Annotated in this window: 13 protein-coding genes; 5 read left to right on the forward strand and 8 right to left on the reverse strand. The window is 66.5% G+C overall.

Annotation, left to right across the window (positions count from 1 at the left end):
* Positions 1-3 precede the first annotated feature (3 nt).
* The 3 genes from clpS to IE187_RS11010 all read right to left on the reverse strand — a co-directional run bounded on the left by clpS (position 4) and on the right by IE187_RS11010 (position 3,155).
* Positions 4-339, reverse strand: a complete 336-nt coding sequence (clpS, locus tag IE187_RS11000) for an ATP-dependent Clp protease adapter ClpS (protein ID WP_133192162.1) — start codon at positions 337-339, stop codon at positions 4-6.
* 129 nt (positions 340-468) lie between these two features.
* The gene (locus IE187_RS11005) at positions 469-1,296 is read right to left on the reverse strand and encodes a phasin family protein (protein ID WP_189676313.1); all 828 of its coding nucleotides are present in this window, start codon (positions 1,294-1,296) and stop codon (positions 469-471) included.
* 125 nt (positions 1,297-1,421) lie between these two features.
* On the reverse strand, positions 1,422-3,155 hold the full coding sequence (locus IE187_RS11010) for a PHA/PHB synthase family protein (RefSeq protein ID WP_189676314.1): 1,734 nt from the start codon (positions 3,153-3,155) through the stop codon (positions 1,422-1,424).
* Between the two features lie 153 nt (positions 3,156-3,308).
* Between IE187_RS11010 and IE187_RS11015 the strand changes: the two genes are divergently transcribed.
* From IE187_RS11015 to IE187_RS11025, 3 genes are read left to right on the forward strand one after another with little or no spacing between them, the layout of a single operon-like run.
* The gene (locus tag IE187_RS11015; RefSeq protein ID WP_189676315.1) at positions 3,309-4,514 is read left to right on the forward strand and encodes an LL-diaminopimelate aminotransferase; all 1,206 of its coding nucleotides are present in this window, start codon (positions 3,309-3,311) and stop codon (positions 4,512-4,514) included.
* Between the two features lie 11 nt (positions 4,515-4,525).
* The gene (locus IE187_RS11020; RefSeq protein ID WP_133191530.1) at positions 4,526-5,302 is read left to right on the forward strand and encodes a sulfite exporter TauE/SafE family protein; all 777 of its coding nucleotides are present in this window, start codon (positions 4,526-4,528) and stop codon (positions 5,300-5,302) included.
* Positions 5,302-5,733: an acyl-CoA thioesterase gene (locus IE187_RS11025; RefSeq protein WP_133191529.1), complete on the forward strand. Its 432-nt coding sequence runs from the start codon at positions 5,302-5,304 to the stop codon at positions 5,731-5,733. The genes IE187_RS11020 and IE187_RS11025 overlap by 1 nt, the downstream gene beginning before the upstream one ends.
* Here the strand turns inward: IE187_RS11025 and IE187_RS11030 are convergent.
* Positions 5,723-6,460 carry a hypothetical protein gene (locus IE187_RS11030; RefSeq protein ID WP_133191528.1) on the reverse strand — a complete coding sequence of 246 codons (738 nt, stop codon included), beginning with the start codon at positions 6,458-6,460 and terminating at the stop codon, positions 5,723-5,725. The two genes, IE187_RS11025 and IE187_RS11030, sit on opposite strands and share 11 nt — an antisense overlap.
* A gap of 62 nt (positions 6,461-6,522) precedes the next feature.
* Positions 6,523-7,974 carry a helicase HerA domain-containing protein gene (locus IE187_RS11035; RefSeq protein WP_189676316.1) on the reverse strand — a complete coding sequence of 484 codons (1,452 nt, stop codon included), beginning with the start codon at positions 7,972-7,974 and terminating at the stop codon, positions 6,523-6,525.
* Between the two features lie 149 nt (positions 7,975-8,123).
* Between IE187_RS11035 and IE187_RS11040 the strand changes: the two genes are divergently transcribed.
* Positions 8,124-9,182 carry a LacI family DNA-binding transcriptional regulator gene (locus IE187_RS11040; protein ID WP_189676317.1) on the forward strand — a complete coding sequence of 353 codons (1,059 nt, stop codon included), beginning with the start codon at positions 8,124-8,126 and terminating at the stop codon, positions 9,180-9,182.
* Between the two features lie 10 nt (positions 9,183-9,192).
* On the opposite strand, the gene IE187_RS11045 is transcribed toward IE187_RS11040, so the two are convergent.
* The 3 genes from IE187_RS11045 to IE187_RS11055 form a co-directional block, all read right to left on the reverse strand.
* Complete coding sequence (locus IE187_RS11045) at positions 9,193-11,691, reverse strand: glycoside hydrolase family 3 protein (RefSeq protein WP_189676318.1); 2,499 nt, start codon at positions 11,689-11,691, stop codon at positions 9,193-9,195.
* Positions 11,692-11,784: 93 nt separating this feature from the next.
* On the reverse strand, positions 11,785-13,038 hold the full coding sequence (locus IE187_RS11050) for an MFS transporter (protein ID WP_189676319.1): 1,254 nt from the start codon (positions 13,036-13,038) through the stop codon (positions 11,785-11,787).
* Positions 13,038-14,048 (reverse strand): LacI family DNA-binding transcriptional regulator, encoded by a 1,011-nt coding sequence (locus IE187_RS11055; protein ID WP_189676320.1) that lies wholly within the window; start codon positions 14,046-14,048, stop codon positions 13,038-13,040. The genes IE187_RS11050 and IE187_RS11055 overlap by 1 nt, the downstream gene beginning before the upstream one ends.
* A gap of 366 nt (positions 14,049-14,414) precedes the next feature.
* On the opposite strand from IE187_RS11055, the gene IE187_RS11060 reads away from it, so the two are divergent.
* Complete coding sequence (locus IE187_RS11060; protein ID WP_189676321.1) at positions 14,415-17,627, forward strand: TonB-dependent receptor; 3,213 nt, start codon at positions 14,415-14,417, stop codon at positions 17,625-17,627.
* Positions 17,628-17,728 lie beyond the last annotated feature (101 nt).

The raw sequence follows: 17,728 nt of genomic DNA on the forward strand, positions 1-17,728 counted from the left end.
CGCTCAGGCCTTTTCGAGCGTGCATTGCAGCGGATGCTGGTTCTGCCGCGCAAAATCCATCACTTGCGTCACCTTGGTCTCGGCAACTTCGTAGCTGAAGGTGCCGCACACCCCGACGCCCTTTTGATGGACATGGAGCATCACGCGCGTCGCGGCTTCCATGTCCATGCGGAAATAGCGCTGCAGCACGAGCACGACGAATTCCATCGGCGTGTAATCGTCGTTGAGCAGCAGCACGCGGTACGGCGTGGGCTCCTTGGTCTTGGAACGCGTCCGGGTTGCGACCCCGGCGCCGGTGCCGTCCCCGTCATCGGTGCCATCGTCACGGCGTTCCGCCATCGAGATTCGGGTGCTGTCGATCATGTGTCGCCAAAATATGGCATTGCCGGGGGGAAGGGCAAGGGGCTCGGATACGAAAAGGGCGGCCCGTCGCCGGACCGCCCCCACTTATCGAAAGATCGCGCGGGCTTATGCGGCGACCTTGATCTTCTCGGCTGCCAGCGCGACGCGGTTCGAGATCGGCTGGGCGATCTCACCGGCGAGCTTGAGCATCGATTCGGTGTTCTTCGAGGTTTCGGCGACCATCGCGTCGAATGCGCTGCGCATGAAGTCGCTGTGGAGCTTGAGGAAGTCGGTCGGCGACTTGACGCTCGACAGCGTCTTCATCGCAGCCGTCGCGCTCTCGAGCTGCTTGCGGCCATATTCGGCGGCTTCCTGGCCCATCGTCTCGATGCCCTTGGCGGCGATCTTCGACGATTCGACGAGCGCCTCGATGTTGCCCTTCGAGAATTCGTTCATCTCTTCGATCATCTTCGAACCCTTTTCCATTGCGGTCTTGGTGCGATCGTTGACGTCGGCGATCATCGCCTGCGCACGGGCCTGGGTGGTGTCAGCGGCGGACTGTACGGTTTCCATGATCTTGGCTTCCTTCTGAGCGACGGCCGCCGCGGCTGCGACGACGGGGGTTGGGGCTGGCGTGGTAATGGGGGCAGACACCGGCAAGGCGGGCGCGGGCAAGACGGGCGCGAGCGCCTCGATCACCGGCTTCGGCGGTGCAACGGGCGCGACTGGCGGTGCAACCGCGGCGACTGGCGCAACCGGCTCGACTGGCGAAGCCACGGCTGCAGGCGCGGTGGTCACTGATGCTGGCTTGGGTGCAGCGGCGGCGCGCTTCTTCGCGACAGGCTTTGCAGCGGCAAGAGCGGCGGGAACCGAGTCGGACGGCGCAGCAACCGCAGCGGCGATCGATGCGATCGAGGGCGGGGTCGCGGGGGACTTCGGGTCGTTGCTGGCCATGACGGGATTGCTCCTGCTCTATTGCTGCGCCGCAATATACGCCGGAAACACGACACGAACAAGCGAAATGTTGCACTGCAACATAAGCGTAACGACTTGCCTTCGCAGGCGCTTCACCCCATCGGTCAGCGCGCCCGGACGTAGCGTCCCGGCGCATCGTCGAGCACCGGCAGACCGCCCCCGCCCGGCTGACGTGCGCCCGTCGCGGCGACGCTGTCGGCACCGTGATTGCGCAGCCAGCCGAGCCAGTCGGGCCACCAGCTGCCCTTGGTCTCGACAGCACCCGCGATGAAGTCCGCCAAGGTGGTGACAGGCGCGGGATTGAGCCAATATTGGTATTTTCCCGCACTCGGCGGGTTCACCACGCCCGCGATATGCCCCGATCCCGCCAGCACGAACTTGCGCTCGCCGCGAAAATGCTCGGTGAGCGCCCACACGCTCTCGGCCGGCGCGATATGGTCCTCACGCCCCGCCTGGATATAGGCGGGCGTCTCGACTCGCCCGAGATCGATCGGCACGCCGAGCGCGCTCAGCGCGCCCGGCTTGGCGAGGAGATTGTCGCGGTACAGATCGAGCAGATAGCGCATGTGCCAGCCCGCCGGCAGGTTGGTCGTATCGCCGTTCCAGTGGAGGAGGTCGAACGGCGCATAGTCCTTGCCGAGCAGATAATTGTTGGTGACGTAATTCCAGATCAGGTCGCGCCCGCGCAGCTGGTTGAACACCGACGCCATGTAGCGCCCGTCGAGAAACCCGTCGGGGGTCAGCGTCTTGAGCAAGGCGATCTGATCGTCGGCGACGAAGTGGAGCAGCTCGCCCGCCTTGGTGAAATCGACTTGCGCGGTGAAGAAGGTCGCGGTGCTGACCTTGTCCGCCTCGCCGCGCGCCGCGAGGATCGCCAGCGTCGCCGCAAGCGTCGTGCCCGCGACGCAATAGCCGATCGTGTGCACCGCGGGCACGTCGAGCCCGGTGCGGATCAAGTCGATCGCCTCGATCTGCGCGGCGATATAGTCGTCCCACGCCACGTCCTTCATGCTCGCATCGGCCGAGCGCCACGAGACGAGGAAGACGGTGATGCCTTGCTCGACCGCCCAGCGGATGAAGCTCTTCTCGGGGGTCAGGTCGAGGATGTAGAAGCGGTTGATCCATGGCGGGAAGATCACCAGCGGCGTCGACAGCACGCTTTCGGTCGTCGGCGTATATTGGATCAACTCGTAGAGATCGGTGCGGTGGACGACCTTGCCCGGCGTCACCGCCAAATTTCGGCCGACTTCGAACGCGCTCGCATCGGTATGCGTCACTTGCCCCTTGGCGAGATCGGCGAGCATGTTTTGCAAGCCCTTGAGCAGATTCTGCCCGCCGGTCTCGAGCGTCTTCTCGAGCACTTCGGGGTTGGTCGCGGGGAAGTTCGACGGGCTGACCGCATCGAGGAAGCCGCGCGCGGCAAAGCGCATCTGCTCGCGCTGCTTGTCGTCGACGCCCTTTACCGCCTCGACCTGCGCGAGCATCTGGTCCGAAAACAGGAAATAGCTCTGCCGGATCCAGTCGAACAGCGGGTTCTCGCGCCAGCGCGGATCCTTGAAGCGCTTGTCGCGCGCCTGTGCGGGGGTTTCGGCGACCGGCTCGGCCTGCCCGGGGATCAGCAGGCGCTGCCACAGCGTCAGGCTCTCGCTCCAGAAATCGCGCGTCCGCGCGAGCGTCTCGGGATCGGTCAGGCCGGGGATTGCGGGCAGGCCGGAGTCGCTTGCGCGGATCGCGTCGAACCCTTGTTCGATCATCATCTGCTGTGCGCGGCCCAACAGCCAGGTCCAATGCTGCAGGTCCGCCAGGCTCGGCATGGCGGGAGGGGGTGTGTCGGCCATGGCATCCTCTACGCTTGACGCATCCGACCTTAGCCCGATCCGCCCTGCCAGCAACCCCGCTAACACCCTTGGGCGCAAAGCCGGGTGACGAAGCGCGCGCGAGACCGTAAGGTGCGCGCGTAAGGAAATGTCTCCTCGAACCGGAATTCCGCAATGTCCGACGATTTCTACCGCATCAAGCGCCTGCCCCCGTACATCATCGCGGAAGTCAACGCGATGCGAGCGGAAGCGCGTGCGAGCGGGGAAGACATCATCGATCTCGGCATGGGCAATCCCGATCTGCCGCCCCCGCCGCATGTCATCGAAAAGCTGATCGAAGTCGCGCGCAAACCCGACGCGCACGGCTATTCGCAGTCGAAGGGCATTCCGGGGCTGCGCAAGGCGCAAGCGAACTATTACGGTCGCCGCTTCGGCGTCGATGTCGATCCCGACACCGAAGTCGTCGTGACGATGGGATCTAAGGAAGGCCTCGCCAGCCTCGCCACCGCCATCACCGCGCCCGGCGACGTCGTGCTCGCGCCCAACCCGTCCTACCCGATCCACACCTTCGGCTTCATCATTGCAGGCGCCACGATCCGCGCGGTGCCGACGACGCCCGACGACGCCTATTTCGATTCGCTCGAGCGCGCGATGGCCTTCACCGTCCCGCGTCCGTCGATCCTCGTCGTCAATTATCCGTCGAACCCGACGGCCGAAGCGGTCGACCTCGCTTTCTACGAGCGGCTCGTCGCCTGGGCGAAGGAGAACAAGGTCTGGATCATCTCCGACCTCGCCTATTCCGAGTTGTATTATGACGGCAATCCGACGCCCTCGATCCTGCAAGTGCCCGGCGCCAAGGACATCGCGATCGAATTCACGTCGCTCAGCAAGACCTATTCGATGGCGGGCTGGCGGATCGGCTTCGCGGTCGGCAACAAGACGCTGATCGCGGCGATGAGCCGCGTGAAATCGTATCTCGATTACGGCGCCTTCACCCCGATCCAGGCCGCGGCGTGCGCCGCGCTCAACGGCCCGCAGGACATCGTCGCGACAAATCGCGAGCTCTATCACAAGCGCCGCGACGTGCTCGTCGACAGCTTCGGCCGCGCCGGGTGGGATATCCCCTCGCCGCGCGCGTCGATGTTCGCCTGGGCGCCGCTCCCGCCGGCGCTCGCGCACCTAGGTAGCCTTGAGTTCTCCAAACAATTGCTGACTCACGCACGCGTCGCGGTTGCCCCAGGGGTGGGCTATGGCGAGAATGGAGAAGGTTTCGTGCGCATCGCGATGGTCGAGAACGAGCAGCGGCTGCGCCAGGCCGCGCGCAACGTGAAGAAATATCTGCTGTCGATGGGCGTCAACACCCCCGCCAAGACCGGCTGACGCCTACGCCGATGCATATCAATCTGTTGTATTCGATGGCCGGCGTGCTCGTCGGGCTGGTCGTCGGGCTGACCGGCGTCGGCGGCGGCTCGCTGATGACGCCGCTGCTCGTGCTCGCCTTCGGTTTCCATCCGGCGACTGCGGTCGGCACCGATCTGCTCTATGCCTCGGCGACCAAGACCGTCGGCACCACGGTGCATGGCTGGCGCGGGACGGTCGACTGGACCGTCGTGCGCCGCCTCGCGACGGGGAGCGTCCCCGCCGCTTTGCTCACGCTCGTGATCCTGCATTATGCCGGCGAGCAATCGGCCAAGACGGGCCACGCGATCTCGGTCGCGCTCGGCATCACGCTGCTGGTGTCGGGTCTGGCGACGATCTTCCGCGCGCGGATCGTCGCCGCGCTCAGCCGGCGGCTCGGCGCCGTGCGGCCGCGGCGGCTCGCGCGGCTGACGGTGCTGCTCGGCGCGGTGCTCGGCGTGCTCGTCTCGCTGACGTCGGTCGGCGCGGGCGCGCTCGGCATGACCGCCCTCCTGATCCTCTACCCGCTGATGCCGGTCAACCGGCTCGTCGGCTCGGACATCGCACACGCCGTGCCGTTGACGCTGCTCGGCGGAATCGGGCATTGGATCCTCGGGTCGGTCGATGGCGCGCTGCTCGTCTCGCTGCTGATCGGCTCGATCCCCGGGATCATCGTCGGTAGCCTGGTCGCGAGCCGCGTGTCGGATCGCTTCCTCACCCCCATCCTCGCCGCGGTGCTTGCCGCGGTCGGCCTGAAGTTGCTGTTCTGATGACCCGTCCCGACTTTGCCTTCTCGACTCGCTTCAAGGTCCGCTATGCCGAGATCGACGGCCAGAAGGTCGTCTTCAACTCGCGCTACCTCGAATATGCCGATGTCGCGGCGACCGATTACTGGGACTGGACCGGGATCGGCGCGGCGCTCGGCGAGGCGTGGACGCACACCGAATTCCACGTTCGCCACACCGCGATCGATTACCTGAAGCCATTCGTGTGGGGCGACACGATCGAGGCGTTCGTGCGGATCGCGCGAATCGGCTCGTCGAGCCTGACGCAGCGCTTCGAGCTCTGCCATGCCGAGACGGGGGCGCTCCACACCACGATCGACATGACGATCGTCAACGTCCATTTGCCGACCGGCGCGGCGCAGCCGATCGCCGCCGACGTGCGCGCCTATCTCGAGGCGCTGCCCGCTACTTCTTGAAGCCCGAGATCAAGTCGAAGCGGATCCGGACCCACGCGCCGATGACCGGCTTGCCGTTGACGCGCGGCGGCCGCACGCGGAACTGCCACGCCGCGAGCCGCAGCGCGCGCGACAGGCCACCGCCAGGCGGCGATTCGTCGAGCGAGCGGCAATTCTCGACATGATAATCGGGCGCGGTCTTGCACGCGATCATTGCCCAGCCGCCATCGCCCTTCATATATTCCTGCATATAGGGCTTGAGCTCGGCATCGCTCGGCTCGCGATACCATTCGGCATTGTAGAGCGATCCGCCGCCCGGCCCCTGCCCCGGGCCGTACGCCGCGACGCTGTCCTTGCCCGTGCCCTCGCCGCTGCCCTCGCCCTTGGCCGAGGGGATCTTGCCGATATCCGACGCGGCAAAATCCTGCGGGCTGAGCTGGATCAGCTTGGACGGAAGCGGCGCCTTGGGCATTGGCGGGACGGTCGGCGGCGGCGGTGCGGCAGACGCGGTCGTCACGACCTTCTTCTGCTGCTGCTTGACCTTGGTCTTCGAGGCGGTCTTCTCGAGCGGTGGGCCGATCGGTCTCACGTCGAAAGTGGTGAGCTTGGGCTGCTTCTCGACCTTGGTGAAAACGCCCGTGCCGAGCTGGAGCAGCAGCAACCCGACCAGCGCCTCGACCACGAGTGCGAGCACGATCCCGCGAACGCGGCGGCGATCCGACGTGGACTGATAGGAGGCGGATGCCATCGAGCGCCCCTAGGCCGCGCCGTCCCGCACTGCAACCGCTGGCGCGCGACCTGAACGCTTTGTCATGCGGCGTCGGCTGCCGCTGTCGTCCAGCCCAGTGCGGGGATCGTCAGCGACCGCTTGCCCGACAGATCGACCCGCGTGACCAGCAGGTTACGCCCCTCGATATAGCCGATCACGCGCCGCGCACGGCCGAGCGAGCTCGTGCCATAGGTATGCGCGATCTCCTCGTCGGTCGGTGCGGGGAGCCCCTCGCGCGCGGCCCGCGCGATCAGCAGGAAGCAGCCGAGCATCTCGTCGGGCAGATCATGCGCGATCGCGATCGCCTCGGCCCAATCGCCGTCGAGCCCGTCGAAGATCCCCGCGCGTGCCGCGGCGAGCCGGCGCGAAAAGCCCGAAGACGACAGCGGTGCCGGATGCACGCCGACCATGCGGCAGCGCACCTGGAAATCCTGGTAGAGCACGGCGGCCGGACGCGTGCTCGAATCGCGATCCTCGACGATCGCGCGCAGCACATCGGTCACGACGCGCGCGAGTTCCTCGGGGTCGCGCTTGGGAACATCGCGCGCCGGCTCGGACGTAGGCACCGTCTCGATCTGGTCGAGCACATATTCGGCCGGCGCCGCGCGCGGCGGGGGCGGCGGTGGGCGCACTGGCTCCTCCATCTCGGCGAAGAGGAATTGCCGCATATCGCTCGCCTGCGGCTGCGGCAGCGGGGTCAGCACCGGGCCGCCGCCGCGCGAGCCGGTCTCGACCGAACCGACCTTGATCGCGATCGGCCGGCGACACACCGCTGGCCCGAGCGCGAGGAAGGTGCCGCGCGGCAGATCGCGGATCTGCTCGGCCTGGCGCCGCTCCATCCCAAGCAGATCGGCCGCGCGCGCCATGTCGATGTCGAGGAAGGTGCGCCCCATCAGGAAGTTCGACGCTTCCGCCGCGACATTCTTGGCAAGCTTCGCGAGGCGCTGCGTCGCGATGATCCCGGCGAGGCCCCGCTTGCGCCCGCGGCACATCAAATTGGTCATCGCGCCGAGCGACGCGCGGCGGACCTCTTCGGTCACCTCGGCGCCCATCGACGGCGCGAACACCTGCGCCTCGTCGACCACGACGAGCGCGGGATACCAATGCTCGCGCGGCGCATCGAACAGCGCGCCGAGGAAGGCCGCGGCGCAGCGCATCTGCCCCTCCATCTCGAGCCCCTCGAGATCGAGCACGACCGAGGTGCGATGCTCGCGGATCCGCTGGCCGAAGCGCGCAACCTCGGCGACCGAATAGTCAGCGGCGGCGATCGCGATATGGCCGTATTTCTCGCCGAGCGTGACGAAATCGCCTTCGGGGTCGATGATGATCTGTTGCACTTGCCCCGCGCTGCGTTCGAGCAGCCGGCGCAGCAGATGCGACTTTCCCGAGCCCGAATTGCCCTGCACGAGCAACCGCGTCGCCAGCAATTCTTCGAGATCGATCGGAACGGAAGCGCCGCCCGCGTCGAGGCCCATATCGACCTGAAACGTCATCGGGAGCGCATGCCCGATTGCACGGGGTGGGGGCAAGCGCCATCGACATCGCACAGGCGCTTTGCACCCCCTCGTGTAAATGCGCACCTGTAACTGCGACTTGCCGCATGCCATCGCTCCGCCATAGGGTCGGCTCCGAAAGGACGCGCATGAAGGAACCCCGCAGCTCACGCCGCCAGCACAATGTCCCGACGGTCAGTGACGTCGCGGCGCGGGCCGGCGTTTCGCCGATGACGGTGTCGCGTGTGATCAACGACAAGGCCAGCGTGCGCCCGGCAACGCGCGAACGCGTCGAGGCAGCGATCGCCGCGCTCAATTATGCGCCCAACGCCGCCGCGCGGATGCTCGCGGGCGGCGAGGATGTGCGGATCGGCGTGCTCCACACCAATCCGAGCTTCTTCTATTTCAGCGAGTTCCTGATCGGCTGTCTCGACCAGGCGAGCCGCCAGACGGTCCAGATCCTGATCGAGAAATGCGAGACCGGCACCGAGATCGCGGCGATCGAGCATCTCACGCGTGGGCGGATCGACGGCATCATCCTGCCGCCGCCGCTATGCGACTCGGCGCTGGTGCTCGAGGCGTTGCACGAACGCGGCATCCCGGTGGTGGCGATTTCGACCGGGCGTGCGCCGGGCTGGGCGCTGTCGGTCAGCATCGACGATCGCCGCGCGGCCTATGACATGACGCGGCATCTCGGCGATCTCGGCCACCGCCGGATCGGCTTCATCACCGGCGCGCCCAACCAGACCGCGAGCGCCGAGCGGCTCGAAGGCTATCGTGCGGCACTCGCCGATCTCGATCTGCCCATCATCGACGCGCTCATTGCCGACGGGCTGTTCACCTATCGCTCGGGGTTGGAAGCGGCCGAACGGCTGCTCGACCTGCCCGAGCCGCCGAGCGCGATCTTCGCGGCGAACGACGACATGGCCGCTGCCGCGATCGCGGTGGCGCATCGCCGTGGGCTCGACGTGCCGCGCGATCTCGCCGTCGTCGGCTTCGACGATTCGGCGCTCGCGACGACGATCTGGCCCGAACTCACCACGATCCGCCAGCCCGTCACCGACATGGCGCGGATGGCGGTCGAATTGCTCGTCGAGGCGCTGCGGCTCGACCGGAGCACGGCGCCGGGCGAGATTGCCGAGCCGCACGTCCGGATCGCCTATACGCTGATCCGCCGCGAATCGGACGCACCGCCGCGCGCTGCGTGAGGCGCGCGGATCACGGCTGACACGCCAGCACGTCGTCGGCGACCATCCCGAGCGAGACGCGCGCAAGGCTGATCTCGAGCGTCTGGCTGGTGCGCAGCACGAACGGCGCGTCGATCGCCTTGACGTCGGCACCCGTGCGCCCGTTGGTAGCGGCAAAGCATTTGAGCGGGATGCCGACGACGCGCCATCTCCCGACCGGCAGCGTGCCCGCCGGAAGCGGGCGTGACCCGCCGCAGCCCGTCCCGCAGGTCACACCGAGCGTGAGATCGCTGCCCTGCGGCGCGTCGAGCCGCATGGTCGCGAGCAGCATCACATCACCATTGCTTTCGCGCGACAGGTCGACGGGGTCGGAACTGCGCAGTTCGATCGCTTGCGGCGCACCCCCGGCGAGCGAGAAGTGCCGCGCGCCTTCCTGCACGCCGTAATCGATCGCGGTGACCTTGATCCGTCCCGCCAGTGCTTGGGCGGGGACGCTCGTGATCGCGGTCATGGCCGTCGCATCGCCGACGCGCAGCGACCAGCCCGGCGTCGCCACGCCGGCCTTGAGAAAGACGCCGTCGGTGCCCGGATCGACCACGCCGGCCTCCTCGGACAGCGGCTTCCACGCGGCGCGCGGCTCGCGCCCGGTCAGGCCATAGCCGAACGAATAGAGCTTGGGGCCGCCGGGCTTGGCGGTCAGCGGCCAGTCGGCGGGGAGCTTGCCCGTGAACGGCGCGGCGGTGCCCGGCGCCGCGAACAGCCGGTCGGCGACCCCTGCCCCTTCGCTCCCCGGGAGCCACGCGACGACGAAGCCGTCGGCCGCATTGAGCATCGGATTGACGAACAGCGGCCGCCCGGTGAGCATCACCGCGACGACCGGGATCCCCGCCGCCTTGAGCCGCTGCATCGTCGCCAGCGGTGCGCGCAATTCGGGGCGCAGCTGGAGCGACTTTATGTCGCCCTGGAATTCGGCATAGGGCGTCTCGCCAAACACCACGATCGCAGCGTCGGGCTTGCGCGTATACTTTCCGTCGGGTGCGAGTTCGGCCTGCCCGCCGCCGGCCTTGACCGCAGCGGCGATCCCGCCCCACAGCGTCGTCGCGCCGGGGAACATCGCGTTGCTGAGCCCAGTGCCCTGCCAGCTGAGCGTCCAGCCGCCCGATTGCCGTGCGATGTCGTCGGCGCCGTCACCCGCCACCAGGATATTCGCGGACGGCTTGAGCGGCAGCACGCCGGTATTCTTGAGCAGCACGAGCGACTTGGCGACTGCCTCGCGCGCAATCGCGCGGTGCGCGGGCGCGCCGAGCTGGCGCCAGTCGCCAGCCAGCGCGCGCGACGACGGCTTGCCCGCCTCGAACAGCCCGAGCCGCAGCTTGACCCGCAGGATCCGCGCGACGGCATCGTCGAGCCGCGCCATCGGCACCGTGCCGTCCTTCACCTGCGCGAGCAGCGAGGTGTAGAGCCCGCGCCAGCTGTCGGGCGCCATGTACATGTCGACCCCGGCATTGATCGCCTGCGGGCAATTGTCGAGGCTGCACCCCGCGATCTGCGCGTGCGCGTTCCAGTCGGTGACGACGAAGCCGCCGAAATTCATCCGGCCCTTGAGCACGTCGGTGACGAGCCCCTTGCTGCCGCCGATCTTCTGCCCCTGCCAGCTCGAAAAGCTCGTCATCACGGTGCCGACACCGGCTTCGAGCGCGGGGACATAGGGCTTGCCGTGGACGTCGCGCAGCTCGGTCTCGCTGATCCGCGCGTCGCCCTGGTCGTGACCTTCGAAGGTCCCGCCATCGGCGATGAAATGCTTGGTGCTCGCGAGCACGTGCGGGCCGGCGAGGATCCGGCTGCCGTCGGGCCGCCCCTGCAAGCCGACGATCATCCGCCCAGCGTAACTGGCGACGAGATCGGGGTTCGACGAATAGCCCTCATAGGCGCGCCCCCAGCGATAATCCTGCGGCACGGTGATCGTCGGCGCGAAGGTCCATTCCTGCCCCGTCGTGCGGATCTCGACCGCAGTCGCGGCGCCGATCCGCTCGATCAGCGCAGGATCGCGCGTCGCGCCGAGCCCGATATTCTGCGGAAACAGCGTCGCACCGACGATGTTGCTGTGGCCGTGGACTGCGTCGGTGCCCCACAGGATGGGGATGCCGTGCCCACCCGCCGAACGATCGACCGAAGCGGCATAGAATTGGTCGGCGAGTTCGAGCCATTTCGGCGCCGGCGCGAAATCGTCCTTGTTGGGCCCCGAATTGCCGCCGTTGAGCACCGAGCCGATATGATAGCGGCGGACTTCATCGGGGGTGATGCTGTCGATATCGGGCTGGAGGATCTGCCCGACCTTTTCCTCGACGCTCATGTGCGAAAGCAGCGTCGCGATCCGCGCTTCGTCGGCGGCGATCGGCGCGACCGGCCAGGCGACGCTCGGCCAGACGGCGGGATGCACGACCGGGTCTGCCGCATTCGGCGCAGCGATCGCCGCGCTCGCAGCGAGGCACGCACCGAGCGCGGTGCCCCAGGCAAATTCGCGTCTCATATCCCCTCCAGCTCCGCTTCAAATTCGATGGCCCGCGTGTCGTGGGCGCACGGCACTTGGCCGGATCGCATTGACAACGTTGACATTGCGCTGTCAAGCCGGTGTGCGGTCGTTTTCCGGCCCGACCGGGGGATAGAAGATCACTGCCAGCACCGTCAGCAGCGCGACCCCGGCGATCGCCACGAGCAGCGCGCCATTGGGCAGATACAGCGCGATTGCAATCGCTTGCGGGGCAAGCGCTTGCGCCAGTTTGCGCGCGATCGTCGCCATCGCATAGACGCGCACCGCATAGCCGCCATCGGTATCGGCCCGCTCGCACGCCGCGACGGTCGCGGGCACGAGCGACCAGAACATCACCGACATCCCCTGCCCCGCGATGATCGCCAGCGTGATGCACACCAGATCGGGCGCGACACCGCGCCCGACGAGCAGCAGCACGACCGCCACCATCAGCGCGACCGCCGCGATCCGGAGCGTGGCGACTTGCCCGGCGCGCAGCGCGAGCCGCGCCCATAACGGCGCGGTCAGCAACAGCGACAGCGCGGGGACGAGCGCGACGTAATAACCGAGCCGCCGCGCGCCGATCTGGTCGAACAGGAACAGCAGCGACTTGTTGATCAGCGTCATCGTCAGTCCGACGAGCAGGATCGTGACGATCAACCGCCGCAACGCCGCCGACCGGACGAGCAGCGCCACCATCGCCGCGACCGCGCCGCCAAGCCGCCGCGGTGGCGCCGCGCGCGGCACGACGCGTTCGGTGGTGCCAAAGCTCGTCGCGAAGAAAGCCGGCATCGCGAGCCCGGCAAGGATCAGTGCGCCGAGCCGGAAATCGGCGCCGCCGCTGCGGTCCGCCGGGAGCAGCGCGTACGTCAACGCAGCGATCAACCCGCCGAGCGCCGCGCCCTGCATCCGCGCGCCGGTCAGCTTGAGATGATCGGCAGGATCGGGGGAAAGCCGCGCGGTAAGCGCGCCGTAGGGGATGTTGCCGAGGCCGTAAGCAAAGCGCAGCGCGAGATAAGTGACGAGCGCATAGCCCGGCACCCACGCCGCAGGCACTGGCGGCGGCGCGAAGGCCAGGCACAGCAACAGCACCGAGAGCGGACCGCCGATCGAGACCCAGGCGCGCAACGGGATCCGCGGTGCCAGCCGATCCGCCACCGCACCGATCAGCGGATCGGTCAGCCAGTCGACCGCCGCCCCCGCCAGGAAGATCGCCGAGGCGACCGCAGGCGCGATGCCGAGCCCACGGATATAGTAGAATAGCAGATACAGCTCGATCGACTGCCACACGAAGTTGAAGCCGAGATCGCCGACGCCATAAAACCACGCTTCGAAACGGCGCAGCATCAGGCGCGCGGGGTTGCGGCGGATTCGCGGATCATCAGCGTATGCGGGTGGAGGATCCGCGCGATCGGCGCGCGATCCTCGAGCTGGGCGATCACCATCTCGGTCGCTGCGACAGCCATCTCGAACACCGGCTGGCGCACCGTCGTCAGCCGCGGCCAGGTGATCCGCGACACTTCCGAATCGTCGAACCCGACGACCGACAGATCGCCGGGGATCGACAGCCCGAACTCGCGCGCCGCCATCATCGCGCCGACCGCCATGTCGTCGTTCTGCGAGAGGATCGCGGTCGGCCGGTCGGGCCGTGCGAGGATGTGGCGCGCCGCGGCGAGCCCGCTGTCGAAGGTGAACAAGCCAGGCTCGATCCGGTCGAACTTGAGTTCGAGCCCCGCCTGGTGGAACGCCTGGGTATAGCCGAGCATCCGCGCCTCGCTCGACGGATGCGTCGCATCTCCGCGAATGATGGCGATGTCGCGGTGGCCAAGGCCGATGACATACGCCGCGATCTCGCGCGCGGCGGCGACATCGTCGACCAGATTGCTCGGCGCGGCGTCGATCATCCGCGTCGGCGCGATCCGCGCGCAGAAGATCCGCGCTTCGTGCAACTGCTTGAGGATCAGCGGATGGTCCGACGCCGGCGGCGCCAGCACCACGCCGTCGAGCGCGGCCGAACGCAGCAGACCGACGACTTCGCTCGCATTTTCCTGGACCGAGCGGATCGGGATCACCACTAAGCGATAGCGCTCGTTGGTCAGCCGCTCGAGCACGCCGCGTTGCAATTCAACGACATAGCTTGGGCTGGGGTTCTCATACACCAGCCCGATCATGTTCGATTTGCGCCGCACCAGCGCCTGGGCGAAGACATTGGGGTGGTAATCGAGCGTGTCGGCGGCCGCGCGGACGCGCTGCTGGACGTCCGCGCTGACATGCGGCTCGCCATTGAGCACGCGCGATACCGTCTTGGCCGACACACCGGCGAGCCGCCCTACGTCGACAATCGTTGTTCGCTTCATGCCATCCCGATCCAGAGGAGCGCGGAATAGACCAGATCGCCCGCCCTCACGCTAGAGGGTATGACTGCGTTGACATAAGAAAGCGCACGGCATCCCTAGCGGTAAAAGGGGAAGGCTGCCCGGTCGCCCACATTCGGATCGAGGCGCGAAAGCACTCAACAGACCATAATCTGCTTTAAGATGTACGTTTTCCTCGCATCTGCACACGATATTGGCGATGCGCGCCTCCCCGTCCCCGCCGGTGCGACCCGGAGATTCATCTTGACAACGTAGGACAAAAGGATAGCGCTATCCCAGCCGGTTCAGCAGGGGGTCGGCATGTCATCGGAGCGGCCAGATAAGGCCGCACACAGCAGGGAGGGGTCCATGAAGGCCTATCATCACGCGTCGGCCCAAGTGTGGTCGGCTTCGCTCATCGCGCTCGCCGCCGGACTCGCACTTCCACAGACCGCGCAGGCGCAGGCAGCACCCGTTGCCGCGCAACAAGGCACGCCACAGGCCGATACAGCCCCAGGCACGCTCGCTCCCGAAAAGGGCGCCACCGCGACCAATGCAGTGCCCGAAGCGGCGAACCCCGCCACGAACCCCGACGACATCGTCGTGACCGGCGTGCGCGCCTCGCTCGAACGTTCGATTTCGATCAAGCGCAATTCGACGGGCATCGTCGACGCGATCTCGGCCGAGGATATCGGCAAGTTCCCCGACACCAACCTCGCCGAGTCGCTCCAGCGCATCACCGGCGTGTCGATCGACCGCGTCAACGGCCAGGGCGCGCAAGTCACCGTCCGCGGCTTCGGCCCGAGCTTCAACCTCGTCACCTTGAACGGACGCACGCTCGCCTCGTCGTACGTCCAGACCGTCGGCGGCGACGAAAGCGCCGATGGCGCGGTTGGCGTGACGCGCTCGTTCGATTTCTCGAACCTCGCTTCGGAAGGCGTCAAGACGCTCGAAGTCTACAAGACCGGCCGCGCCGCAGTCCCCTCGGGCGGGATCGGCGCGACGATCAACGTCGTTACGCGCCGCCCGCTCGATTCGCGGACGTCGGGCTTCAACGGGTCGCTCGGCGGCAAGCTCAACTACGACACCAGCGCGAGCGACTGCGTCGATTGCGGGTCGGTGGTGACACCCGAAGTCACCGGACTCGCCAGCTGGTCGAACCCCGACCAGACCTTCGGCATCTCGCTGTTCGGCAGCTATCAGCAACGCCATTTCTCGACGGTGTCGGCAACGTCGAACGCGTGGAACATCAAGACGCTGTCCGAATTCCTCGATCCGGGCAACGGCTTCGTCAACGCCGCCACCAAGATCAACAACAAGCCGGCCGATCCCAAGCAATTGGTCTCGGTACCGAACGACAGCCGCTATCATTTCTCCGACAACAAGTATGAGCGGCTCAACGGCCAGGCGATCGTCCAGTTCAAGCCGACCGACTCGCTGACGATCACCGCCGATGCGCTCTACGCGCGCACGCTGCAGAGCGAGCAGCGCTCGGATGAATCGAACTGGTTCAACCGCCCGTTCGACGTCGTCACCTTCGACAGCAACAAGGCGGTCGCGACGACGACCTATCTCCACGAGACGATCGCCGGCGTGAAGGACACCGGCTTCGAGCAGCAGGCGCGCGCGCAGAAGAACCAGCTCGAGGATTACGGCCTCAACGCCAAATGGGACATCGCCCCCAATCTGACGCTGTCGATCGACGGGCATTACGGCAAATCGTCGGTGTTGCCGAACAACCCCAACGGCACCAGCTCGACCCTGGTCGGTCTCGGCGCGACCGTCATTTCGGCGCATTCGGTCGACTATAGCGGGCTGATCCCGGTGCAGGACATCGTCGTCAACGATTCCACGCTCCCCGGCGGCAACCATAACGGCATCCTCGACGTCAACGACGTCGGCTCGTCGATCGCGCGCACGTACTCCACGAGCCAGAAGCAGAAGGTCAAGGAACTCCGCGCCGACCTCGGCTGGGATCTGGGCGGAGGGAGCCGGTTCGACTTTGGCGGCCTGTACCGCGACAGCGACACCAACCAGCAGCTCGTGTCGACGCAGCAGACGCTGGGCAATTGGAGCGTCGATTTCCCCGGCGACGTCCAGAAGCTCGCGCCGGGCGTGCTCCAGCAATTCTGCCTGCTGTGCAAGTTCAGCAGCTACGACCCCAAGGCGAGCGGCGCGAACCTGATCGCGTTCCGCGGCGATACACTGAAGCTCTACAATGCGCTGTCGCCGGCCTATGCCAAGACGGGCAACGCGATCTCGATCACCGCCAACCAGAACAATTCGGTCAAGGAAACGATCTACGCGGGTTATGCGCAAGTCACCTGGAAGGGCGACATTGCGGGCCACGAAGCAAGCCTCGTCGCAGGTGGCCGCTACGAGCACACCAAGGACGTCGCGACCTCGCTCCAGGCCGTGCCGACGCAAATCGCCTGGGTCGCCGACAACGACTTCACGATCACCGTCGGATCGACCCCGCAACCGCTGGTGGCGATCGGATCGTACGACAACATCCTGCCGTCGTTCGATTTCCAGGTCGAACTCAAGCGCAACTTGATCGGTCGCTTCTCGGCGAGCCGGACGATCGCACGCCCGAATTACGACAACCTCTTCTCCTCGACGAGCGTGTTCGCGCCAGGGCGGCCGACGGCGATCGGCGGCGTCGCCACCGCCAACACCGGCAACACCAACCTGGCGCCGCTGATTTCGGACAATATCGATCTGTCGTTCGAATATTACTTCAAGCCCGACAGCTATGTCTCGGCGGGCTTCTTCGACAAGCGTGTGCACAATTTCATCGGCACCGGCCTGTCGAACGGCAGCCTGTTCGGCCTGCGCGACCCAAGTTCGGGTGCTGCGGGGACGACGTCGGGGGCGGCAAAGGCCGCGCTCAGCGCACTCGGCGCCGATATCAGCGACGTCAACCTGTTCACCTACTCGGCGCTGCTCCAACGCGATGGTGCCTCGGCCGCGGCAAGCCAGTTCAACGCGCATTACAGCGCGGTGACCAAGACGGTCGACCAGGCGTTCGTCAACCAGATCCTCTCGGCGGTCGACATCAACGGCACCGCGGCGGATCCGCTCTACAACTTCACGATCTCGCGCCCGATCAACAACAAGGACGCCGAGATCTACGGCTTCGAGATCGCCGGCCAGTATTTCTTCGGGCGCACCGGCATCGGCGTCTCGGCGAGCTTTACCTATGTGAAGGGCGATGTCGGCTTCAACAATGGCGGCGATCCGAACATCGACCAGTTCGCGCTGACCGGGCTGTCGAACACCGCAAACGCCACGCTGATCTACGACAAGAACGGCATTTCGGCGCGGCTGAGCTACAATTGGCGCGACAAGTTCCTCTCGTCGCTCAATCGCGACAGCTACAAGAACCCGGTCTACACCAAGCCGTTCGGTCAGCTCGACATGAACATCAGCTATGATCTCAACAAGAAGATCGCGCTGTCGCTCGAAGCGATCAATCTGACCAATTCCAGCCTGCGCACCTATGGCCGGTCGGAAAACAACGTCTGGTTCGCACAGGAGCTGCAACGCCGCTTCCTGTTCGGCGCGCGCTATCGCTTCTAGCGCGTGAAGCCTGACCGGACGATGCTTGAGGGGGGAGCATCGTCCGGCCAGTGCACGATACGACACGATTTGTCGGCGCCGTGCTTGGCGCTCCCTCGATC

Origin of the sequence: Sphingomonas glacialis (assembly GCF_014653575.1) — a bacterium.
Taxonomy (GTDB): Bacteria; Pseudomonadota; Alphaproteobacteria; order Sphingomonadales; family Sphingomonadaceae; genus Sphingomonas; species Sphingomonas glacialis.